This window comes from Pseudomonas sp. LB3P14, from assembly GCF_054898045.1.
In genome coordinates, this window is sequence record NZ_CM142714.1 from 1,161,356 (window position 1) to 1,184,382 (window position 23,027).

General features: G+C 58.5%; 19 protein-coding genes and 3 pseudogenes. 16 read left to right on the plus strand and 6 right to left on the minus strand.

Annotation, left to right across the window (positions count from 1 at the left end):
- Positions 1-7: 7 nt before the first annotated feature.
- Both ACYZT5_RS05430 and ACYZT5_RS05435 read right to left on the minus strand, forming a co-directional pair.
- The gene (locus ACYZT5_RS05430; RefSeq protein WP_462050151.1) at positions 8-937 is read right to left on the minus strand and encodes a PDR/VanB family oxidoreductase; all 930 of its coding nucleotides are present in this window, start codon (positions 935-937) and stop codon (positions 8-10) included.
- Entirely contained in the window at positions 934-1,446 is a 513-nt protein-coding gene (locus ACYZT5_RS05435) for a dimethylamine monooxygenase subunit DmmA family protein (RefSeq protein WP_462050152.1), read from the minus strand. The genes ACYZT5_RS05430 and ACYZT5_RS05435 overlap by 4 nt, the downstream gene beginning before the upstream one ends.
- Before the next feature lie 223 nt (positions 1,447-1,669).
- Between ACYZT5_RS05435 and ACYZT5_RS05440 the strand changes: the two genes are divergently transcribed.
- Genes ACYZT5_RS05440 through ACYZT5_RS05450 form a run of 3 tightly spaced genes read left to right on the plus strand, consistent with a single transcriptional unit; the run spans position 1,670 to position 4,217 of the window.
- Positions 1,670-2,815 (plus strand): ATP-binding protein, encoded by a 1,146-nt coding sequence (locus ACYZT5_RS05440; protein WP_462050153.1) that lies wholly within the window; start codon positions 1,670-1,672, stop codon positions 2,813-2,815.
- The gene (locus tag ACYZT5_RS05445; protein ID WP_462050154.1) at positions 2,784-3,455 is read left to right on the plus strand and encodes a response regulator; all 672 of its coding nucleotides are present in this window, start codon (positions 2,784-2,786) and stop codon (positions 3,453-3,455) included. Before ACYZT5_RS05440 ends, ACYZT5_RS05445 begins: the two co-directional genes overlap by 32 nt.
- On the plus strand, positions 3,456-4,217 hold the full coding sequence (locus tag ACYZT5_RS05450) for a PAS domain-containing protein (RefSeq protein ID WP_462050155.1): 762 nt from the start codon (positions 3,456-3,458) through the stop codon (positions 4,215-4,217).
- Positions 4,218-4,345: 128 nt separating this feature from the next.
- Here the strand turns inward: ACYZT5_RS05450 and ACYZT5_RS05455 are convergent.
- Positions 4,346-4,998, minus strand: a pseudogene (locus ACYZT5_RS05455) (glutathione S-transferase family protein).
- A 772-nt stretch (positions 4,999-5,770) separates the two neighbouring features.
- Here ACYZT5_RS05455 and ACYZT5_RS05460 point away from each other — a divergent pair.
- From ACYZT5_RS05460 to ACYZT5_RS05470, 3 genes and pseudogenes are all read left to right on the plus strand, one after another.
- On the plus strand, positions 5,771-6,643 hold the full coding sequence (locus ACYZT5_RS05460; protein ID WP_462050156.1) for a DNA/RNA non-specific endonuclease: 873 nt from the start codon (positions 5,771-5,773) through the stop codon (positions 6,641-6,643).
- A gap of 698 nt (positions 6,644-7,341) precedes the next feature.
- Complete coding sequence (locus tag ACYZT5_RS05465; RefSeq protein WP_462050157.1) at positions 7,342-7,677, plus strand: YegP family protein; 336 nt, start codon at positions 7,342-7,344, stop codon at positions 7,675-7,677.
- Between the two features lie 175 nt (positions 7,678-7,852).
- A pseudogene (locus tag ACYZT5_RS05470) lies at positions 7,853-7,983 on the plus strand (DUF4154 domain-containing protein); the annotation flags it as partial.
- A gap of 25 nt (positions 7,984-8,008) precedes the next feature.
- Here the strand turns inward: ACYZT5_RS05470 and ACYZT5_RS05475 are convergent.
- Positions 8,009-8,146: pseudogene (locus ACYZT5_RS05475) on the minus strand (hypothetical protein); the annotation flags it as partial.
- 458 nt (positions 8,147-8,604) lie between these two features.
- Here ACYZT5_RS05475 and aqpZ point away from each other — a divergent pair.
- Entirely contained in the window at positions 8,605-9,294 is a 690-nt protein-coding gene (gene aqpZ, locus ACYZT5_RS05480; RefSeq protein WP_462050158.1) for an aquaporin Z, read from the plus strand.
- A 7-nt stretch (positions 9,295-9,301) separates the two neighbouring features.
- Here the strand turns inward: aqpZ and ACYZT5_RS05485 are convergent, their stop codons facing one another.
- Positions 9,302-10,069, minus strand: coding sequence for a substrate-binding domain-containing protein (locus tag ACYZT5_RS05485; RefSeq protein ID WP_462050159.1), 768 nt, complete (start codon positions 10,067-10,069; stop codon positions 9,302-9,304).
- A gap of 137 nt (positions 10,070-10,206) precedes the next feature.
- On the opposite strand from ACYZT5_RS05485, the gene ACYZT5_RS05490 reads away from it, so the two are divergent.
- The 8 genes from ACYZT5_RS05490 to ACYZT5_RS05525 all read left to right on the plus strand — a co-directional run bounded on the left by ACYZT5_RS05490 (position 10,207) and on the right by ACYZT5_RS05525 (position 20,736).
- A complete protein-coding gene (locus ACYZT5_RS05490; protein WP_462052193.1) occupies positions 10,207-10,284 on the plus strand; it encodes a hypothetical protein in 78 nt (25 codons plus the stop codon).
- A 274-nt stretch (positions 10,285-10,558) separates the two neighbouring features.
- Entirely contained in the window at positions 10,559-11,743 is a 1,185-nt protein-coding gene (locus ACYZT5_RS05495; RefSeq protein ID WP_462050160.1) for a sugar transporter, read from the plus strand.
- 230 nt (positions 11,744-11,973) lie between these two features.
- Positions 11,974-13,137, plus strand: coding sequence for a thiolase C-terminal domain-containing protein (locus ACYZT5_RS05500; RefSeq protein ID WP_462050161.1), 1,164 nt, complete (start codon positions 11,974-11,976; stop codon positions 13,135-13,137).
- 68 nt (positions 13,138-13,205) lie between these two features.
- A complete protein-coding gene (locus ACYZT5_RS05505) occupies positions 13,206-15,035 on the plus strand; it encodes a DUF1302 domain-containing protein (RefSeq protein ID WP_462050162.1) in 1,830 nt (609 codons plus the stop codon).
- A 33-nt stretch (positions 15,036-15,068) separates the two neighbouring features.
- On the plus strand, positions 15,069-16,430 hold the full coding sequence (locus ACYZT5_RS05510; protein ID WP_462050163.1) for a DUF1329 domain-containing protein: 1,362 nt from the start codon (positions 15,069-15,071) through the stop codon (positions 16,428-16,430).
- Between the two features lie 78 nt (positions 16,431-16,508).
- On the plus strand, positions 16,509-17,585 hold the full coding sequence (locus tag ACYZT5_RS05515) for a WD40/YVTN/BNR-like repeat-containing protein (protein ID WP_462050164.1): 1,077 nt from the start codon (positions 16,509-16,511) through the stop codon (positions 17,583-17,585).
- Between the two features lie 36 nt (positions 17,586-17,621).
- Positions 17,622-20,057, plus strand: a complete 2,436-nt coding sequence (locus tag ACYZT5_RS05520) for an efflux RND transporter permease subunit (RefSeq protein WP_462050165.1) — start codon at positions 17,622-17,624, stop codon at positions 20,055-20,057.
- Positions 20,058-20,277: 220 nt separating this feature from the next.
- Positions 20,278-20,736: a metallophosphoesterase family protein gene (locus ACYZT5_RS05525; RefSeq protein WP_462050166.1), complete on the plus strand. Its 459-nt coding sequence runs from the start codon at positions 20,278-20,280 to the stop codon at positions 20,734-20,736.
- A gap of 138 nt (positions 20,737-20,874) precedes the next feature.
- On the opposite strand, the gene ACYZT5_RS05530 is transcribed toward ACYZT5_RS05525, so the two are convergent.
- On the minus strand, positions 20,875-21,423 hold the full coding sequence (locus tag ACYZT5_RS05530; RefSeq protein ID WP_462050167.1) for a hypothetical protein: 549 nt from the start codon (positions 21,421-21,423) through the stop codon (positions 20,875-20,877).
- 481 nt (positions 21,424-21,904) lie between these two features.
- Between ACYZT5_RS05530 and qhpR the strand changes: the two genes are divergently transcribed.
- Positions 21,905-22,915, plus strand: coding sequence for an AraC-like transcriptional regulator QhpR (qhpR, locus tag ACYZT5_RS05535; protein ID WP_462050168.1), 1,011 nt, complete (start codon positions 21,905-21,907; stop codon positions 22,913-22,915).
- The last annotated feature ends 112 nt before the right edge of the window (positions 22,916-23,027 follow it).

The following is a 23,027-nucleotide window of genomic DNA, read 5'->3' on the forward strand; positions in this document are numbered from 1 at the left end:
TCGACTCCTAAAGATCCAGCGAAACGCAAGGGCCGCAGCCGCGGGAGACACAGGGCATGAGAAAGTCGGCTCGCTCGGCGGGGCTCAGAAAACTGTCGCGGTGTTCGATGTCGCCGCCCACGTGGCGGGTCATGCATTGGCCGCAGACCCCGCCACGGCACAGGTTGGGGATCTGCAGCCCAGCGGACTCCAGGGCTTCGAGCAGGCTTTGTTCGGTGCCGACCCGCAGTCGCCGGCCGCTGCGCAGCAGTTCCAGATCGAAGGGTTGGCCCGGTTGTGCGGTATTGAACGCTTCCCAGTGCACACGGCTGGGCGGCCAGCCGAGGGCCTTGGCCTGTTGCCGAACCGCGTCGAGCAACGGTTGCGGGCCGCAGGTGTAAAGGTGGCTGCCCAGCGGTCGATCACGCAGGATCCGGCTCAGGTCCGGGCGGCTGGCGTAGGTGTGCAGGCGCGATCCCAGCCGCTGTTGCAACGCCTCGACATAGGCATCGCTCAGGCCCGGACGACACAGGTAGTGCAATTCGAAGTGAGCCTGGCGTTGTTCCAGGGCCGCGATGTAGGCCATGAACGGCGTGATGCCGATGCCTCCGGCGATCAGGATGTGCAGGCTGGCGGTCGAGTGCAGGGCGAACAGATTGGCCGGCGGCGAGATCTCCAGCCTGTCGCCGACCTGGACCTGCCGATGCAGGTAGTGCGAGCCGCCGCGGGAGGCCTCCTGCAAGCGTACGGCGATGCGGTACTGCTGGATGTCCACCGGGTCGCCGGTCAGTGAATAGGCATTGCGCACCTTGCCCTCGGCCAGCGGCAGGTGAACCTGCACATGACTGCCGGGGGAGAAAGCTGGCAGCGGTCCGGCGCACGTCTGCAGGGTGAATTCGCGCACCACTGGGGTAAGCATTCTCGCCGCGCTGACCCGCACTTCGATGACGGCGCTCATGACCGGACTCCGGCGTAAGGCTGGTCGGGGTTGGTGCAGACGCCGAGGTACGCCCCGAGGCGGCGGGAAAAGTGCTCCCGGACTTCCAGCCCGACGGCGCAACCGATGCAGGTCAGCAGCGGCTCCGGCCCGGCAGCCTGAGTCAGGCTGCAGTGCACGCAATACACCAGGCGCGGGCCGGCAATCGTGCGGGTGATGTCGATCTCGTCATTTTCCAGTCCGGCGCTGCGGGCCTCGCCGTGGATGCGCCAGATAAAGGCCTCGTCGCCCATGATGTAGAGATGGCTGCCGACGGTGGCGCTAACCAGCACCTGATGCAGGCGGCGGGAAAAGTCGGGGCTCTCTGCATTCAGCACCAAGGGCTGTTCCAGGTCCCCGACAAAGGGTGAACAGATTGCCGCCGATTGCATGACCACGATGTGCCGGGTGACGCCTTCACGAGGCAGCGGCTGGCGATAGCGCGGGAGGCTGTGAAGTCGGTCCGGGGCGGCGCTGCGTCTATCCGTCATGTGGGCTTTCCTGGCTGATCCGCGCCTGTCGAAGGGCGAGAAAGGTGGCGTTGGACTGGGAACTTGTTTCCTGTTGGGGAAGATACTTTCCTATGGGGAAAATCTTCTCAATCCGGAAAAAGGGCTATGTCTTTGGAGATAAGTCCTGCGCAACGCCTGTTCGGGGCATGGAAGTTGCTGGTCTTTGCTCAGGGCTGAGCAACCGGACGGGGAGTTATCGATAGTGCGAACACGACCGCAGTGGTGGCCGCTCTGGTGGGGGCGTATCCGTCCCGAACAGGCGCGCAGCGTGCGCAATCTGCTGGCCGGATTGCCCTTGTGTCAGGTGCACGCTGACGGTGCCTTGTCGGGTTTTCTGGACCGTTTCGAAGCATTGTTGCCGAACTGCAAACTGAATCTGATCCTGGGCGGCGAAGACCAGGGGCCGGCGCGGCGCGGATTGATCGAGGGCTGCCAGGACGTGGAGCGCTGCCCTTGGCGTGACTCGACCCTGGCTGATGCGGCTCAGGTCTGTGGCCCTTGCCGTCAACGGGGTGTACATCGCCTGCTATGTGCCTTGCCGCACAGTGACGATTCGAGCAAAGGGGTGTTGTTGCTCGATACCCCACAACCGGTCCACGCAAGCTGGCGCCAGTTGCTGGAAGAGGCGGCGCAGGCGGTCGGCGTCACCGTGCGCTTGCGCTGCTACACCCGTGAGCAACAGCGCAAACAGGCCTCGTCCCGGCACGGCGCCCTGGCCCGCGAGCTGCATGATTCGGTGGCTCAGCAGTTGGGTTACCTGTCGTTCCAGGCGCGTTTGCTGCAATTGCAGTTGGGCGAGCCTGCGCAGGCCACCGCCGCGTTGCAGGAATTGTGCGGTGGCTTGAGTCAGCTGCAGCGTCAGGTGCGCGAGCTGATCACCAACGCTCGTCTGACCATGGACGGGCGCTCGCTGCGCCAGGCCCTGGCCGACTCTGTCGCCGAGTTCTCACGGCGCTGCATCATCGTTTTTGAACTGGACAATCGCCTGGCTGATGATGCTTTGAGCCCGGAAACAGAATTGCAGATTCTGCAGATCATTCGCGAGGCACTGGCCAACGCGGTACGCCATTCCCATGCACGGCATGTGCGCATCGAGTTGCGGCAAAACCAGGACGGTGATGCCTCTGTTTCGGTGGAGGATGACGGCATCGGACTGAGCCCGGCGTCAGGGGAGGAAAACCATTTCGGCCTGGCGATTATCCGCGAGCGCGCCGCGAGCATTGGCGCCCGACTGACCATTGAGGCGATCCGCCCGCACGGGGTCCGCGTACACCTTGGCCTTCGCCGCCACCAAGACCTGCCACAGGGGAGTTTCGATGGACTGCACGACCTTATTACTGATCGATGATCACCCGTTGTTTCGCAAAGGCCTGGCACAGCTGTTCGGCACCAGCGACGACTTCGAAGTGGTGGGGCAGGCCGCCAGTGGCCGCGAAGGCATCAACCTGGCCGTGAGCCTGGCGCCGCAGCAGGTCTTGCTTGATCTGCACATGCCCGGCTTGAGCGGTTTGCAGGTGCTCGATGAACTGCGTCAGTTGCGCCTCGACTGTCAGGTGGTGGTGCTCACCGCATCGATGGATCGTGCCGAGCTGTTGACGGCCCTGCGCCTGGGGGCCAGTGGTTATGTGCTCAAGGAAACCGAGCCTGATGCGTTGTTGGCCTACATGCGCAATTGCCACAAGGGCGCGATCGTTCTGGATTCAACCCTGATTGCGCTGCTGGCCGATCAGGGCGAGTCAGTGAGCCGGCCTGCGCACGATTCGGATCCGCTCGACACCGGCAACCTGACCGAGCGCGAGGGACAGACCCTGGCCCTGATCGCCGCTGGCATGAGCAATAAACAGATCGGCCGGGAACTGGGGATCAGCGATGGCACGGTCAAAATCTATGTGAGGAATCTCTTGCAGAAGCTCAGCCTGCACTCGCGCCTGGAGTTGGCTGCGTGGGTGCACAACGGCGCGTCGGTGAGACACGAGGAGCGTCATTAGATGATGGAACGGCCAGAGGCATTTGTGCAGACACTGCCCTTGCACCTGATGGATCGCTTTCCTGCGGCATTGCTCGAACTGCGCGATAACGGACAGATCGCCCATTTCAACCTGGCCTGGGTCGAGCTGATGGATCTGCCGGGTACGGAACGCAACCTCATCGACTATGTGCACCAGGAAGACCGTTCGTTGTGGCGTCAGGCCCTGCATGAACTGCGTCGTCACCCCGAAATCTCCTTCAACCAGCGGCTGCGTTTTGTTCACCCTTCGGGGGAACTGCGCTGGTTCGACGTCAGCCTGAAGCGCGGGCTTCAAGGTTTCTATCTGGTGGCCGGTGACATCACTGCGCACAAGCGGCGCGAGATCGCCTTGCAGGCCAGCCAGCGCAGCAGCATGAGCTTGCTCGACAGCATGCCGGGGCTGATCTATCGCGGCCGCAACAACCGCGACTGGACCATGGAATTCGTCAGTGCCGGTTGCCTGCAACTGACCGGGTATCCACCGGAGCGGCTGGTGGACAACCATGAATTCACCTACAACAGCCTGATCCTGGCGCAGGATGCCGATTACGTCTGGCGCGAGGTGCAATATGCCTTGTCGCGGCAGGAGCCGTTCGAACTCAATTACCGGATTCGCTGTGCCGATCAGTCGATCAAGCATGTCTGGGAAAAGGGCGTCGGGATCTATGCCGACACGCGTGAAGTGCTGGGTATCGAGGGGGCGATTTTCGAGCGCAGGGCTGGCCAGAATCCGGCGCGCTGAATGCAGGATTTCAGGGGAAGCGCAACGCCGGGTGCAGCAGACTTCAAACTTGCACATCAGGCGAAAGAAGTGCGACTCACAGGTCGAACTCTCGTTATGGCGTCAGGGGCAGGAGGTCGTCGAGCTCTTTAGCGCACACAAAAAGGTCTGTGGGGTAGCGCTTGGTGACTTTGGAACGCTTTCAATCCTCGCTGCACGGCGGGCCTGGCTTCGATCGCGTCGAACCAGCGTGATAAGCGTGAAAGCACTGCCCAATCCAGCCGGTCACGAATTGATGCCGCCATAGTGAACGCAGAGATGTCCGCCATGGAAAACTGATCTCCGGCCATAAAGTCGTCGGTAAGAAACCGTTCTGCATAGGCGAGTTGTTCAATGACGCGCAGATCGATGACCGTGGCCGCATCATTTAATCCCGCTTGGCGCAGGAAGAATGCTGCATGGCTAGGCGCGATTACGTCGTAACGAAAAAGAAGTAACGATCAAACACCTTGTTGCGCTCTGGTCCAGGATGCGCTGGTGCGAGTCGACCGGGAGCTTTGGCATCAGCGAACTGAATGATTGCGTTTGATTGGTTGATGACCAGTGCCGGTATCGACGTGTGGTCGACCAGGGTTGGGACTTTTCCTGCCGGATTAAGCGCCAAGTACGCCAGGTCGCGCTGCTCATTCGCTTGCAGATTCAGTCTCCGTGCCGTGTAGGGGATACCTGCTTCTTCCAAGGCTATCGCAGCCCTCAGACTGTTGCCGGTATGAGCGCCATACAGCTCTATTTTGGGGTTCATCAGGCACTCCATTGGAAATGAATGGACAATCATTGGATGCTAAGTGAAAAGCGGCGTATGCGTATGTCTTCAAGACCAAGCGCATACGCCCATAGTGATCACACTTCGAATGCTTGCCGGTTTGCGCGTACGAAGTCACCCACCGTTTGCGGCGCTTGTCCGGTGATTTCGCCGATAACCCCGTCCTCACCGCTAAAGATTCCGTTCTGGTAAACGTCTTCGCAAGACCGAGAATGGCTGGAAGATCGCTGAGCGCTACATCGGCGGTTCGACCTTCAATCGACGTTTTACGCCGAAGGACACTTCAGCCGCCGCGACAAGACCCTTCCTGCCCAAGGCTTAACGGGCTGCTGAAAATACTCGCTGCGCGTTTCACCCTACAAGTACGGATGGGACTTGAGCGGTCAGGCAAGTGGACTCCTTCTCACTGTTGACTGTGGTTCGCACCTTCAGTCTGGCGCTCAAGATGCCGAGGTGAGGAGGAGTCTTTCCCATTGTTTTTTGGCCGTACTCTGCCTATCGCTTCTTCGACGAGCATGGGTGAATAGAATGCAAGCGCTGCTCAGCACTAATGTGACTTGTCATGGTCAATAAATCCCGCACGACCGTCAGCGGTCGACCTGCTCGGAGCCGACCGGATCCGCATCGGCAATTTGATCAAGGACAGTGAAAGCATGCTCACCGCAATTTAATCAGCAAACGCCTCCACAGGGTTCCGTGAATCGGGACTCGCCATACGTTTATCCCTCAATCCAATTCGAAGATTTAAAGCATGCACCTACGCAAAATTGCAGTTGGGCTGTCGGCCCTTGTTTTGCTCTCGACCGGGGCCGAAGCCCGCAGTCTGCTGGATCTCCTCAAGCCGCCTACCCAGCATCAGGAACAAGTGTCCCGTTCGGGCTCGATCAGCCAGAACGCGGCGCTGGACCTCTATTCAAACAAACAGAAACAGGCATCGTTCGACGGCTGTGCAGATCTGTTCCCGGCAACGAAACCGATCAATACGGCCACTGTGCCCGCAACCATGAAACCCCTTGCCCTGTGTTCCGACAACTTCGCAGTTCTTTTCTCGCAAACCAGCAAGACGCCGCTGGTCGTGGTCGAACGCCTTAATGCCGCCCAGCTGCAGGATGCCAAAGGGGAGGAACGCACCAACCAGTTCTATCCGGACCCACGCATCCCCAAGAGTGGGCGGGCAGAGTTGAGCGACTACCGTAGCCAACATCCGGCCGTGGACCGTGGTCATCAATCCCCGGCAGCCGATGCACCGAACTCCAATGCAATGGCCCAATCCTTTGCGCTGTCGAACATGGTGCCGCAAGACCCAACCAACAACCGGAAGATCTGGAGCAAGGTCGAGTCCGATGTCAGAAAGTTTGCCAAGCGAGCCGATGGCAATGTGTTTGTCTTTACCGGCCCGCTCTTTGACCCGGGCCACACCACCATCGGCGGCAACAAGGTCTGGGTGCCGACCCGCCTGTTCAAGCTGGTTTACGACGCCTCGTCCAAGCGGGCCTGGGCCTACGTACTACCCAACGCAGAAACCCGTATCGAGAGACCAATGGACTATGACGCTTTCGTGAAAAGTACGGGGCTCAAGTTACTGGGCAATCTACCGGTCACAGGTTCCGTCGGGCGCTCTTGATGGCTTGATGAATTGCGCTCCAAAGGCTGGATGCAGCCGATGGGGTGTTTCATTCACGGATAAATAGCGGCGGTTTAAAAGTTGCTGCGTGACGTCGGATTTGCAAACGCTACTCGCGTCTTAAACAGTCTTTTTTCCGGTTCGGTAAACACATCAACAACCGTATGGGGTAAAGGCCGATCGCCGGATTCTGGCCGATTGCTGCCTGTCGCTTCACCATATTGACTGCTTGCCGAATCAGCGAAGTGCTCTTATCTACGAGGGCGGAGATTGATCTCGTTGCAGGGATATGGACCATTCCGGCGTCGCGAATGAAAGCCGGGAAAGAGCACCGCGTTCCGCTGTAATTCGGGCATGCGAATTCCTTGCCCGCCGTTCACCGGCACGCTCTTCAGATTTATTCAGAATTGTGTTCGGGACGCATGCCGCAACGCCAGATAGAGTTATCACCGCTCACCCAGCTTTGGCTCTTTACCAAGCACGGAGCGCTAGGCCCTAATTGGGTGAGCTCCTATTTTTGATTTTCCTCGACAGTGAGGAAGATGACGCCCAGATGCAGGTGCTTACGGTCATGGCCTTCAGGAGCACGGCTTCACTTTCCTTGAACTCGACGACCCAGACCCAAGGGTTGGCGTCCCAGTCGCCACCTTCGTCGCTTAGCTGTAACAGCAATTTCGGACACTATAAGGAGTTACTCCATGGCAGGTTGGTACGAGTTGAGCAAAAGCACTGACGGACAATTTCGTTTCGTCCTTAAGGCAGGCAACGCTGAAATCATTTTGACCAGTGAGCGGTATGCCACTCGCAGCGCAGCCGAAAAAGGCATTGCTTCGGTACAGGCCAATAGCCCCGTTGACGCACGTTATGCCAAGGAAGTGGCTAAGGACGGTAAGCCTTATTTCAACCTCAAGGCAGCGAACCATCAGGTCATTGGCAATAGCCAGCGGTACTCGTCTGAAGCGGCGCGCGCCGCAGGGATTGAAAGCGTCAAGGCCAACGGTCCAAGCACCAACATTAAAGACCAAACCGTCTGATTTTCAGCGGTGAACAAAAAAGCCCGACAGGTTTACCTGTCGGGCTTAGCGAGAAGCCCTGCAGGTTTACGCTTGCAGGGCTTTTCCCGTTTTCGGCGGAGGATCTCTCATGACCAGGTCTTGCGCAAGAAAACCAGCCGCAGCCAATTGATCAGTACATTGGCCCAGCTACCGAGATGAGCGCAACCGCTTGTTCGCCTCGCTGATCGGTCAATCGGTGTTGAGCATCAGCGAAGGCAGCGATCAGTGCACTGTCAGCAGCCTTTCTGTCTGCGGGTCAGCGATCGTGTTTGCCGGGGAGAGGTCTTCGGTCCATTCGTCACCGAGGTTTGCTTCGTTGAGCCCGGTCATTACCAATGTTGGTTACCTCATGCGCGACGATCAGATGATGCTTGTCGTCGACGGCTGTTTGTACGTTATAGCCGACCGTTCCGGAGCCTCGGCCACTTGTAGCCATTAAGCGTGCGTCGTTGGATCGCCCAATGGTCCTGCCGGCATGCGGAGCCCGGTAACTGGGCCAAAAAGCGCTCTTCAAACCTGAATAATTGTGGAGGTTTTTTGGTGTGATGTTTCTCGGCAGCAGAGCAGATTGTCGCGACAAACGCCTGGCTAGGTGTTTTAGCGTGGCAGCGAATCTTCACGCAATTCTGAACAAATATCGCAATTGACCCCGACCGGCACAATCGGCTGTTAGTTTGCCGGCCGTTGAGTTCAGGGACGACGGGGGGCAATACCACCGCAGGACGCTGCAGACTGAAGATCTTTGGCTCTGGCCGTAGTCGCAAGGGGCTCTGGATCGGCGCCTTGCAACCTATAAGACGAGCACTGGACACACGGATGTGTCATTCAATTCCTGGCGCTCATCGCGTCAGCCTTTCTCTAACGTGATTTTTTATTCTGCGACCTCAGGGTCGTGAGGGGTGGTGGATGAAGCAATACGGGGCAGAGTTTCTCGGTACGTTTTGGCTGGTGCTGGGGGGCTGCGGCAGTGCCGTGCTCGCGGCCAGCGTTCCGGCAGTGGGCATCGGCTATCTCGGTGTATCCCTAGCATTTGGCTTGAGTGTGTTGACCATGGCCTATGCCATAGGGCCCATTTCCGGCGCCCACCTCAATCCGGCGGTTTCCATTGGTGTTTGGGTCGGTGGGCGGCTGCCCACGCGCCAACTGTTGCCCTATATTCTGGCGCAAGTATTGGGTGGGCTTGTTGCCGGTGGCGTACTTTTTCTGATCGCTAGCGGCAAGGCCGGTTTTGATGTAAGTGCGGGCTTTGCTGCCAATGGTTATGGAGAACACTCGCCGGGGGGCTATTCGTTGTGGGCGGCCTTTATCTGTGAGGTCGTGTTGACCGGGGTGTTCGTGCTGATCATTTTGGGGGCTACTTCGGTGCGCGCCGCCACTGAATTTGCACCGCTGGCCATTGGGCTTGCGCTAACCCTGATTCACTTGATCAGCATTCCGGTGACCAATACATCGGTCAACCCCGCGCGCAGTACGGCGGTCGCATTCTATGTGGGCGACTGGGCGATGTCGCAGCTCTGGCTGTTCTGGCTCGCGCCGATTCTGGGGGCGGTAGCGGGGGCGTTGGTTTATCGACTGATTGCCGGCGGGCGCGACTGAACATCTCTCAGATGTTCTCTGCACTGATGATATCGAAGGGCAGTAGTTGTTGGGTTGCCGATCCACTTTGACGGGAATCCGCAGAGCGCGTCATTGTTTCCATCAATGTGCGCGCCAACTGCTCGCAGCGAATTGCCAAAGCTACGTCCACGCTACCTTCGACCAATGCACTGCGGGTGACGTCGGTCAGTTCATGGCAGACCACGACGATTTCGCGCGCACGGCCACTCTCCTTGAGTGCCTCCACCACGCCCTCCATCCCGCCACCGCTGACGTACAGACCTACCAGATCCGGGTGCTCGGCAAGCAGCGCGCGGGTCGCCTCTGCGGCACGTTGGGCATCCTCGTAAACCAGGCGCGGTTCCAGAACCTGGAAATCATTGCCGTGCTCCCGGATGTAAGAGCGGAAGCTGATTTCGCATAACTCCTGGCAAAGGAAGCGATGATCGCCTATCAGCATGCCGATCTTGCCAGAACGCCGGCTCAGGCCTGCCACTGCCCAAGCGGCAGTGCGTCCGGCCTTGCGGTTGTCCAGGCCGATATAGCCAGCGCGATGGGTCGCGGTAAGGTCGGTGATCAGGGCGTAGACCGGAATACCACGTCCGTAGAGGGTATCGATCGCTTGGTTGATGGCGGGATGATCAACGCTCACCAGGGCGATGGCGTCGAAGTTCTCGCCTAGCTCCAGCAAAGTTTCGGCGACTTTGGTTGGAGACCGATCATCGAGAAAGAATACCTCGGAGTCTCCGCGGACTCCGGGTACTGAAATGCTCATCGTTGTGAGGGCGGCTGCAAGCAACTGATAAAAAGGTGAGGCGCTTCGCAAAAGTACAAATGCAATTTTCTTGATATGAGAGCATCGGCTACACATTCTTTATCTTTGTGGCTCTGGGGTTGCTGTCTCTGGGATTTGTGAAGATCTGCGTTCCGGAAACACGTGGACGTAGTCTGGAATCCATCGAGGAAGCGTTTCGCCGGCAATGCGGCTGAGATGTCCGGGGGATTGAGTCGATGATCACGAACAGGCGATCGAGAAGCCTGTAAAAAAATCCCGGCGGGTAGTCCAGCACGCTCTGGCATAGTTCCTGCTGGTATTCGCCGGGGGAATGCAGCGCGTTGCAAGGTTCGTGGGTGGCCCTCGTTTTCCTGTCTGGTCCCGGTTCGAGATGCCCTGCAGGGCCGCTTGATTGTATAGGCGGTGTTTGGCGCGGTGTGTATCGAGTCCAGGGTCCGTTTGATCATCGATAGAGAGTGCGATCGTTAAATGAACATCTCTGCGGCTACAACTGGCGGTAATTGGCAACCGGTCCTGGCGCTGGCGTTGGCCGCGTTTGTGTTCAACACCACCGAGTTTGTGCCTGTCGGTCTATTGAGTTCGATTGGCAGCAGTTTCGATATGTCGACGGCTCAGGTCGGTCTGATGCTTACCCTCTATGCGTGGGTGGTATCCCTGACGTCGCTTCCCATTATGCTGCTGACCCGTAACATCGAGCGGCGCAAGCTGTTGATCGTGCTGTTTGGGATATTCATCACCAGTCACATCCTGTCGAGTCTGGCCACAAGCTTCGGTGTCCTGTTGCTGAGTCGGATCGGCGTGGCGCTCTCTCATGCGCTGTTCTGGTCTATCACCGCATCTCTGGCAGTGCGCCTGGCGCCACCGGGCAAGCAAGTTCAGGCCTTGGGCTTGCTGGCCACCGGTACTTCCCTGGCGATGGTGCTGGGTATTCCCCTCGGCAGGTTGTTGGGCGAGGCCATGGGCTGGCGCACCACCTTTATCGTGATCGCGGTGCTGGCTGCTTTGCTGGTGTTCTGGCTGGCCAGAGTCCTGCCGTTGTTGCCCAGTCAGAACTCGGGCTCTCTCAGAAGCCTTCCCCTGTTGTTCAGGCGGCCTGCGCTGGTGTCGCTCTATATTCTGACGGCCGTGGTGGTTACCGCTCAGTTTACCGCCTACAGCTACATCGAGCCCTTCGTTCAGGTGGTGGCCGGCTTGAGTGGCGATGCAGTGACCCTCATTCTGCTGTTGTTTGGTGGTGCCGGCATCTTCGGGTCGCTGCTTTTCAGCTGGTTTCACCGGTATAACCCGCGACGCTTTCTGATCGTGACCGTGGTGTTGCTCACGTTGTGCCTGGCATTGCTGTTGCCTTTGAGCGGCGAGGTGTCTTATCTGGGGACGCTGAGTCTGTTCTGGGGGATGGCGATCATGGGCTTTGGGCTGGCTCTGCAGTCGAAGATCCTGGTGCTGGCTCCGGACGCTACCGATGTGGCGATGGCGCTGTTTTCGGGGATCTACAACGTTGGCATAGGTGCTGGCGCGCTCCTGGGGAGTTGGGTGGGCGGCCAGTTCGGATTCGCCTACATAGGGGTGGTTGGCGGATTGCTGGCGGCGTTGGCGCTGTTGTTCTACTGCCTGTCAATTTATCGCTTCATTCAGCCCGGGACTCCTACTTGATCTCAGGGTGTCTGGTCCTGAAATAGGTTTACACCTGTTTCACCCTAACGCACGTTGCACCTGGTACTGCCAGTGTTGTAAACCACCCGGTGATCCGTTCGGACCATCCTTCACTCCCCCAATCGATTTCAAGCCACCCCCCCTGACGATGGGGGGGACGTCGATCGGCTACGCAATAGTCTGGACTCAACAAGAGTGTGGTGCGTATCAGCTGGCGGGGAGCAGGGCATATGAGTGAAAGAGTGCTGATCGCCGGCGTGGGTATGGCACCGTTTCTGCCGCTGGGTGGCTGTGACAGTCACGCGGCGTTGGCGGGCCAGGCCATTCGTTCGACGCTGGACGATGCACGAATCGACTATGACCTGGTTGATCAGGTCTTTACCTCGTGCGTGCAGGGTGACGCCGCTATCGGAGAACAGATGCTGTCCCGGATCGGCTATTCGGGCATTCCGATTTTCAGCCTCAGCGATGGATGTGCGTCGGCCAGCAGTGCCTTTCAGTTGGCCCGCCACAGCGTGCTTTGCGGTGAAGCCGAATGTGTGTTGGTCGTGGGCGTCGAGTGCATGCCCGCACGGATTTCCAATCATGAGTTTTTTGGCTTGAAGGATCCCGCTCGCGATCTGTTCAGGCATGAAGGGCAAGCCAGGGATTCCATCGTTTTACTCGAGCGTCGAGAGCATCCGGCCGTACTTTTCGCCGCCCAGACAAGCTGGCTGTTGACCCGCATGGGCATCGCCGAGCGTTGCTTCGATGACGTGCTCGGTCGGGCGCGGGCCCAGGCCGCGGTCAATCCCAACGCGCTCTTGAACCGCGTTCCGGATCGTGATGGCTGGCTCCCTCCCTACCTTTGCCCGCCAGCCTGCGGTGCGGCGGCGGTCTTGATCTGCTCCCCGGCCTTCGCCCTGCGCTTTGGCGCTCGCAATGACGTCAGCGTTCTGGCGAGTGTCAGGGGCAGCGACTGCACGTCGGAACAGGAATCCGGCTGTGTGCTTGATGTGCTGGGGCGGGCAACCACTCGGCGCGTGGCGCAACACGCCTATCAGCAGGCTGGCCTGGGGCCGGAAGACATCGATGTGGTTGAGCTGCACGACCAAAGCGTTGGTGACTTTATGGTCAACAGTGCAGCACTGGGCTTTTGCCGAGAGGAAGAGATCGATCGTTTCGTGCAGCTCGGTCATCGCTTGAAAGGACAGATGAACGCGGTGTGCCCATCGGGCGGGCTACTGGGACGTGGGCACGCTCCAGGCGCCACCGGGTTGGCGCAATTGGTCGAGCTGGTCTGGCAACTGCGTGGCACGGCCAAGGGCAGGCAGATTGCAGGTGCCCGCACGGCACTCCAGCACAGTGCCGCACTGGGTCGATCCGTGTCGGTCACTCTTTTGCAGCGCACTTGATAGGGGGCTTCGCGAGCTGTGAATTCACCCATGTTTTTTCGTAAACCATAGAGCAGGTGGCAAGTTAGATGAACAAAAATAATAAGATCTGCCATGCAAACCTCCGCAAGGGGTTGCTGACTTCAGCCATCCTGGCGGGTCTGGGCATAACACCGGCGCACGCACTGGAAATCGACACAGGGAACGAAGACCTGGCGGTTCGCTTCGACAACACTGTGAAGCTCAACTACGCCCAGCGGGTGGAATCAGCCAATAGCAAGTTGGCTAATGCCTGGAATAACAATGACGGGGATCGCAATTTCTCCTCCGGCAGTGCGGTTTCCCAGCGTATAGATGTGCTTTCCGAACTGGACGTGGTTTACAAGCAGAAGGCTGGCTTTCGCGTCAGCGCCAACACCTGGTACGACCATGCCTACGACGATGTCGGCAGCGACAATGCGTCGACCAACCAGCTCAACAATGGTGTGCCTGATTCCCGACACCAGAGCGGTTACGCCGATCGTTATTACAACGGTCCTTCTTCCGAAATTCTCGATGCCTTCGTATTTGGCAGTACGGAAGTCGGTGATGAGTCGCTACTCAGTGGCAAGGCCGGCAAGCACACCCTCTACTGGGGCGAGAGCCTTTTGGCCTTTGCTCATGGCAATAGTTACGGGCAGTCCGGGCTTGATCTTTCCAAGGCGCTGGCAGTACCCGGCACCGAAGCTAAAGAGCTGTTCATTCCGCGCAATCAATTGTCCGCGAGCTTCACGCTCAACCCGGAACTGACGCTCGGCGCGCAGTACTTTCTGGATTGGGACGCCGCACGGCTGCCGGAATCAGGCACCTACCTTGGCTTTAACGACGGCATCCAGAGTGGCGGGCACAATCTATCGTTGATTGGCGCACAGAATCCCCGCTTTGGTACGCCGGGCCCATTGGGCGCCAACCAGTTTTTGCGGCTCAACAACGGTCACACCTTCACCCCGGACAAGCACGGCGACTTCGGTTTGATGGCCAAGTGGAGCCCTGAGTGGCTGCAAGGCACCCTCGGTTTCTACTACCGCAAGACCTCCGACATTCTGCCGAACCTGGCCTTGCAGCCAACCGTTGTAGGCCCTGCACAACTGATCTCCGGCAACATCGGCAGCTACAACCAGTTTTACGTCGATGACATCGATATCTATGGCATCAGCCTGTCGAAAAGCTTCGAAGGCGTCAGCGTCGGCTTCGACTTGAACTACCGCCACAACATGCCGTTGGCCAGTGTGCCGGCAACGGTCAGCCCGGCGGCCGGGTCGGCCGGTTTGCCAGGATTCATCAGCAGCTTTGACGGTGAAAACGGCGTAGCCCGAGGCAACACGGTGCATGCGGTGCTCAACGGTCTGACCACCTTTGGCGACACGCCGGTCTGGGACAGCTCGTCCTTGCTGGTTGAGCTCGCCTACAGCCGCTGGCTGGACGTCACCGATAACAAACAGTTGTTCAAGGGCGAAGACTGGTATCGCGGTGTCGACAAGGTCACCAAGGACAACTACATCGTCGGCGTCAATTTCAACCCGACCTGGTACCAGGTGTTCCCCGGCATCGATATGTATATGCCGATGACCTACAACGTCGGGCTCTCGGGCAACTCGGCGGTCCAACTGGGGGGTAACAAGGACGCCGGCAGTTATTCGGTGGGTGTCGGCATGGACGTCCATAACCAGTATCGGTTCGACCTGAAATACGTGGACAACTTTGGCCCGTTCGACACCTGCGGCTCAGCCGGAGGTGCGGGTGCACAGGGTCAGGGCGCCGCACCAGGTGCCAACGGGCAGTACAACTGCGTACCGGGGCAGACCACTGCTTTCGGCGGTACTCAGCCTCAGCTCAAGGATCGGGGCATGGTCACTTTGACGTTCAAAACGACTATTTGATCGAAGTCTTTGCTTGATAGCAGGAGTCACTCCATGAAGTTCGTAAATTCTCTATTGTTCACTGCATTGACCGTCGCCTTTGCCGGCGCGGCACACGCAGCAGTTTCCCCGGATGAAGCGGCCAAACTTGGCAGCAGCCTGACAGGCGTCGGCGCTGAAAAGGCCGGCAACGCCGACAGCACCATTCCGGCCTACACCGGCGGCCTCACCACACCGCCAGCCAGTTACCAGTCGGGCAGTTCTTTTCGTCCAGACCCTTTCGAGGCCGACACGCCACGTGCCGTCATTGACGGCAAAAACATCGGTCAATACGCCGACAAACTGACAGCGACCGCCCAAGAGTTGCTCAAGCGTTACCCGACGTTCCGGGTCGATGTGTTTCCGACCCATCGCAGCGTCGCTCTGCCTCAACGCTTGCTGGATAACACCGCGAAAAACGCCGTCGGCACCAAAACGCTCGAAGGCGGTGTCGCACTGGAAAACGCGCTGCCGGGCATTCCGTTCCCGATCCCGAAAGATGGCTATGAGGCCATGTGGAACCACCTGCTTCGCTATCAGGGTTACGCCACCAACTTCAAATACGATTCCTGGAACGTCGACGGTTCCGGCAAGGCGATTCTGGCCACGACCGGTAACGCCTATCTCGAATACCCGCTCTACGATCCGAAACGTACGGACCCGGCGAAAGAGAGCGATCTGTTCTTCAAGACCAAACTCTATTACCAGGCCCCGGCCCGCCGCGCAGGTGAAGCCATCCTGGTGCAGGATGCCGTCAACCCTCTGAAAATGGAGCGTCGTGGCTGGCAATACCTGCCAGGTCAGCGCCGTATAAAACTCGCGCCGGACATCGCTTACGACACGCCAAACCCTGGCTCGGCCGGTGCCTCGACCTATGACGATGCTTGGGTGTTCAACGGCGCAATGGACCGTTACGACTTCAAACTCGTCGGCAAGAAGGAAATGATCATTCCTTACAACACTTACAAGCTGAACTATCACAAGGAAGCGGCGGACATCACCACGGCACACCACGTCAATCCGGATTTGATGCGCTGGGAGTTGCACCGTGTGTGGGTCGTTGAAGCAACGCTGAAACCGGGCAAACGCCACATCTACAGCAAGCGCACGTTCTACCTCGACGAAGACAGCTGGATCGCCCTGGCTTCGGATGAATACGACGCCAGCGGCAAGCTGTACCGCGGCTCCTTTGCGCACCTGGCTTACAGCTACGACGTGCAGGCACCGAACTGCGACAACCACATGATTTATGACTTTGTCTCCGGCAGCTACAACATTACCGGCATCTACGGCCCGTATGGCGGCATCAAGTACATCGACCCGCTTTCGAAAGCGCAGTGGGCACCTGAGTCACTGGCCGGCACGGGTATTCGCTAAGCCATAAACGCAGGTGTTTTTTGGTCGCCGACAGTGTGTCTCGCACTGTTCGGCGGCTTTTTTTGCCGAGTAAAACTCATGAATACATTTAGATGGATAACGCTCACTGCGCTAGCCGTGGCATTGGCCGTGCCCTTTACCAGAGCCGTGGTCGCCGCGGATTTTGTAGACACCTTGTCGAGTCCGGCAATTCAGAGTGAAAAAGCCATTAACGCCATGTTCACCGGGTTGGCCAGTGCGGGTAAACGTCTGATCGCCGTGGGCCAGCGCGGGCATATTTTTTATTCCGATGATAGCGGCGCCCGCTGGCGTCAGGCAGAAGTGCCCGTGAGCTCCGATCTGGTGGCCGTGCAGTTCCCGAGCCCGACACAGGGCTGGGCTGTCGGTCATGACGGCATTGTGATGCACAGCGACAACAAGGGTGAAACCTGGAAGCGTCAGCTCGATGGACGTCAGGTCGGGCAGATCATGCTCGAACACTATCAGCGGCAAGCGGCGCAACAGCCGGATGACGCCGCCAATGCTTTGTTATTGGGTGAAGCTCAACGAATGATTGATGAAGGGGCGGACAAGCCCTTTCTGGACGTGTGGTTCTCAGATGAGAAAACCGGCTACGTCGTCGGTGCGTTCAACCTGATTTTTCGCACCGAAGACGGCGGCCAGACTTGGGTCGCGCTGATGGATCGTACCGACAACCCGGGCGCTCTGAACTTCTACGGAATGCGTGCAATAGGCGACGACTTATTCATTGTCGGCGAACAAGGCCTGGTGCTGAAACTGGACCCTGCAACGCAGCGCTTCGTCAATGTGCCTACCCCCTACAGCGGCAGCTATTTCGGCGTCACTGGCACGCCGGGCGCCGTGCTCATTTATGGCCTGCGGGGCAATGTTTATCGCAGCGTCGATCACGGTGCGAACTGGGACAAGGTTGAACTGGGCCTGTCCTCGAGCATCACCGCGAGCACGGTAACGGCAGACGGCCAGATCATCCTGGTCAGTCAAGCTGGCCATGTCCTTGTCAGCACTGACAACGGTGCAAGCTTCACGCAAACGCCACAAGACCGCCTGGGACCTGCCGCTGCGGCGCAGGCCGTCGGGTCAGGCTCCGTGGTGATCGCGGGCGCACAGGGTTTGCGTCAGCTGCCCTTCGAATGAGCCCACTTCACATAATAAAAAGAGACGAGCCACGTCATGGGTAACTACAACCTCGATACGATGCCGGTGATCCGAGAGCTCAAGGGCTTCGATGCACGCTCCGGCAATTTCCTTGAACGCCTGATTTTCAATAACCGCCTGCTGGTGGTACTGACCTGCCTGATCGTGACGGTATTGCTGAGCTATTTCGCGGCCACTCGGCTGACGCTCAATGCCAGTTTCGAAAAGATGATTCCGCAAAGTCAGCCGTACATCAAAAACTACCTTGAGAATCGCCAGTCGCTACGCGGGCTGGGCAACACGGTTCGAGTGGTGGTGGAGAACACGGACGGCGATATCTACGACCCGAAATACCTGGAGGTGCTCAAGCAGGTCAATGACACCTTGTTCCTGACGCCGGGTGTGGACCGGGCCTGGATGAAGTCATTGTGGACACCCGCCGTGCGCTGGACGGAGGTCACGGAGGAGGGTTTCCGTGGTGGCCCGGTCATGCCGGATTCTTACGACGGTTCGGCTAGCGGCGTTGAGCAACTGCGCTTGAACATCGCCCGTTCCGGCATCATTGGCAACCTGGTCGGCAACAACTTCAAGTCGAGCATGATCGTCGTGCCGCTACTGGAGAAGGACCCGGTCACCGGAGAAGCCATCGACTATCACCGCTTTTCCCGGATGCTCGAGGAACAGCTGCGCAACACATTCGAATTTGCGGATGGCAGCGCGCTGCACAAGGGCGGAGAGGAGGGTAAAGGCCCGATCAAAATCCGCGTGATCGGTTTCGCCAAACTGGTGGGCGATCTGATCGATGGGCTGATGTTGATCATGATGTACTTCGGTGCTGCTGCGCTGATTGCAACCGGCATCATTTACTTGTTCACCCGTTGCGTACGCAGCACCACGTTGGTGATTCTGTGCTCGGTGGTCGCCGTGGTCTGGCAACTTGGGCTGATCACGGTGTTCGGTTATGCACTCGACCCGTTTTCGATTCTCGTGCCGTTTCTGGTCTTCGCTATCGGGGTGTCTCACGGCGCGCAGAAAATGAACGGGATCATGCAGGACGTCGGACGCGGCACCCATCAGTTGGTCGCTGCGCGCTACACCTTCCGCCGGCTGTTCCTGGCCGGGCTGACCGCGTTGCTGGCCGATGCCGTGGGCTTTGCGGTGCTGATGCTGATCGACATTCCGGTGATCCAGGACCTGGCCGTCACCGCGAGTATCGGTGTGGCGGTGTTGATCTTCACCAACCTGGTGTTGCTGCCGGTGCTGCTGTCTTATTGGGGTGTCAGTCCCAAAGCGGCGGCGCGCAGTTTGCGTCAGGAAAGCAAGGAGCTGAAAGGTAAAGGATTGGGCAATCTGTGGAGCTTGCTTGACCGTTTTACCGAGCGTCGCTGGGCGACGGTGGCGGTGGTGGTTGCCGGGCTGTTGGCGATCGGGGGCTTCATGGTCAGCACGCACTTGAAGATCGGCGATCTCGATCCGGGAGCCCCGGAGCTGCGTGCCGACTCACGGTACAACCGGGATAACGCCTACATCACCGCAAACTACTCGCTGTCCAGCGACCAGTTCGCGGTCATGGTCAGAACGCCCAGCGAAGGCTGCTTGAAGTACGAAACCCTGGTAGAAGCCGATCGCCTGGGCTGGTTGTTGCAGCAGCAACCCGGCGTTCAAACCACTGTATCGCTGGTCAACGCCGTGCGGCAGATCACGGCGGGTTCCTATGAGGGCAACCCGAAAATGCTGACCATCGCCCGCAACCAGAACGTGCTCAATTACGGGGCACAACAGGCCTCGGTGAACAACCCGGAGTTGTTTGACAACGATTGCTCGATGATGCCGGTGATCGCCTATCTCTCGGATCACAAGGCTGAAACCCTCGATCACGTGGTGAAGATTGCTGATCAGTTCGCCCGGGAACATAGCAACGGCGACCGCCAGTTCATGCTCGCTGCCGGCAGCGCCGGGATTGAAGCAGCCACCAATATCGTCGTGCGTGATGCTAACCGCACCATGTTGTTTTATGTGTATGGAGCGGTGATTGTGCTGTGTTTCATCACGTTCCGCAGCTGGCGCGCCGTGGTGGTGGCAGTCGTTCCATTGATGCTGACGTCGATTCTCTGCGAAGCGTTGATGGTCTGGTTGGGGATGGGTGTGAAGGTCGCGACCTTGCCGGTGATTGCCTTGGGCGTCGGTATTGGTGTCGATTACGCGCTGTATCTGCTCAGCGTTCAGTTGGCGCAGCAGCGTGCCGGTCTGTCGTTGACCGAAGCCTACAAGAACTCGGTCGCGTTCACCGGTAAGGTCGTGGCGCTGGTGGGGATCACCCTGGCGGCAGGTGTGATCACCTGGGCCTGGTCACCGATCAAGTTCCAGGCCGACATGGGCATTCTGCTCACCTTCATGTTCGTCTGGAACATGATCGGTGCGCTGGTGTTGATCCCGGCGCTGTCGCATTTCTTGCTCCGGCGCGCACCCTGAAATGCAATAAAAAAAGAAGCCCGGCACGCGATGCGCTGCCGGGCTTTACTTTGTTTGGCATGGATCGATCCACTCCTTGTCGAGGGGCGGTTGCTTCAAGTGAGTACGTCAGACCACTGGGGAGGACCGCAAGCGACTGTGCAACAGAGGTTAAATCTTTCAGCGAGCGCATGCTGGTTACACTAAAGTTCTGATTCTTGAATCTGGTCTGGAGCCTTGCATGAAAGTTGGCGTGATTTCCGATACCCATGGCTTGCTCCGCGCCGAAGCTCGTGCTGCCCTGGTTGACTGTGAACGGATCATTCACGCGGGCGATATCGGCAACCCCGAAATTCTCGTTCAACTGGAGTCTATCGCCCCGCCGCACGTCGTATGCGGGAACAATGACCTGGACGCACCCTGGGCAGAGAATATCGCCGACCTTTTACGTTTTGACCTCAACGGATGGCAGACTCTGTTAGTGCATGACATCGCCGATGTCCCGGCAGTGCTCGATGCAGGCATCAAGCTGGTGATCACCGGTCATTCGCACAAGCCATGCATAGAATGGCGCGGCGAACAGCTCTACCTGAATCCAGGCAGCGCGGGACGGCGGCGCTTCAAACTGCCGGTGACGCTGGCTCTGCTTGAGGTGCTTGAGACCTCGATTGAGCCGCGTCTGGTCTCGCTACTGGACTGACCCTTTCCAGGTCAGTCACTCAATGGCAAATCATCGGCATGCCTGAATAGATCCAGTATGCCGCCGCTGCGATGCCACAGACCCAGGCAATGGCTCGCCAACGTCCGTTTAGCCGGAGCCACCTCACGAGAAAGTTTGTCATTGCTGTTGCGCCGCCGCTCTGCGGATGCCGGCGACCGCATAACAAATGCCGACGAAATAGACGAGGATGCTAAGTCCTTGCGCAGCGAGCCACAGGTTCTTTCCGGCCTGCACCGGTTCGAAATAGAAATTCGGCCAGATCCTGTTGCAGACGTAAAAGCCCACGCAGGCTGTCGCGAGTTCGGCGATAAGGCCGTATGCGCAGAGCCTGGGCGCGATGCGCTCAAGGCTGGAAACAATCGGCGACGCTCCTTGGCGGATCGTGGCCAGATAGCACAATCCAATAGCGATCATGCCGAGGCTGCCGGTTTTGAGCGTCATCTCGGCCAGGACTGCGGGGCAGCCCCACCACAGCGTGACGTTCTTCAGGAACATCGGGCCAACATCTCCCTGCTGGGCGCCGACCATGTAGTGCAGGATCGGGATGAAGCCAACTACGAAACCGGTGATGAACAGGCCAAGCCCCCAACGGATGAATGTCCAGCCCAATTCGGCAGGCGTGACGATCACTTCATCACCGGCCATAGCCACCGTTGCGTTGCTCATATGAATGTCTCCTGTCGCAAAGGGATAGCAACGCACACGATCAATGCAGTGAGGCGAAATTCACCGACGGTTTGAGGCAGGCGTAGGGATTCAACGCCTGGCATTCATTCCGGGCCTGGCGTAGCGACTCCAGCGAGATTTCATCAAGTCGTGTCATGACGACAGTCACCATCGCGGTCAGTGATGCAATGACACACAGCATTATTATTATTTTCATCGGTTCACCTGCTCGAAAGCATTCAGTGATGGGAACGTACTGTTGTGTCTTGACTTTATCGGGGCTGAAAACCACTCCACCCCCCTTGGTGGGGGGGGCGACGGTTGATTAAAGATCACTGGTAGATGCCCGGCCGAAGAGTCTTTGCAAAATGTTTCATGGCCTTTAGGATGACTTCAGTTTCGGTCATGTCATCGGGACAGAGGCCGTGAACCCTATAAGAACTATCTGCCCTGAAAGGGGCGTCATTCGGCGTTGTCCAGCATGTCCAAATCCAGTGCCCACACGATCTTCGCCGAAAGTTTTTTTCGCGTGAATGCAGAACTGTTCGCCCCATTCCTGGCCGAGGCCGGCCTGGACGAGCGTATTCTGCACGCGCCCGAGGTGGAGATTCCCGCGGCGAATTATGTCGAGCTCTGGGAGATCCTCGGACGCAGAGTGAATGCGTCGATCGGCCTGCGCATCGGCATCCAGACCGTTAGCGTCGCCCTTGGCGCTTATGGTCAAGCGATACGCAGTGCGCCGACGATACTTCTGGCACTGCGTTGCATGAGCCATTTCGCCGTGGTGTTTGCTCATGCTATTCGGGTGGATGTCGAAATCGACGGTCGGCAGGTCATTCTGTCTTACCAGGTCACCGACCCGACCATCGTGCGGCGTCGCCAGGACTCTGAGTTCACGATTGGATTCTTCCTCAGCCTGTTGCGGGAGATCACCGAGAACCCCCGATTGGCGCCGGAGCGGGCCGACTTCGAGCATGAGACGCCGGCCGATCTGTCGTTACACCGAGAGGTGCTTGCGTGCCCGCTGCACTTCAAACAACCGGACAATCGCCTGTATTTCCCGCTTGCACTGTTGGACATGCCGGTACGCACCGCCGACCCACGCCTGTTCCAGGCACTGGAACCCTTCCTCGAACAGCAGCGGCAGATCAGGGTGCCGGTCAGCGATCTGCTCGCCCAACTGGGACGTCATATCGCCAGCAGCCTGAGCAGCGGCGGGGCCAGCCTGGAAATGGTGGCACAAAGCATGGGTATGGGCCCGCGCACATTGCAACGGCGCCTGGCCGAGCACCAGGTGGAATTCAGGCTGCTGGTCGAGGAAGTGCGCCGTTCACTGGCCGAAGCCTATGTGGCGCAAGCTCAATACAGCCTGACTGAAGTCGCCTTGTTGCTCGGGTACGCCGAATGCAGTTCATTCAGCCGGGCTTTTCGTCGCTGGACTCAAGTCTCTCCGCAGCAATATCGCCTGCAAGCCAAGGCCAACCACTCGTAATTTTTTTTGCGGCTGACGTCAGATGTCAACGGCTCTGACGCACGCTGGCAAGCCCCTGCGCATCTCCACTGTTAGCTTCTGTCCCTGAGGTGGGCATGACCTTGTCCGGTTG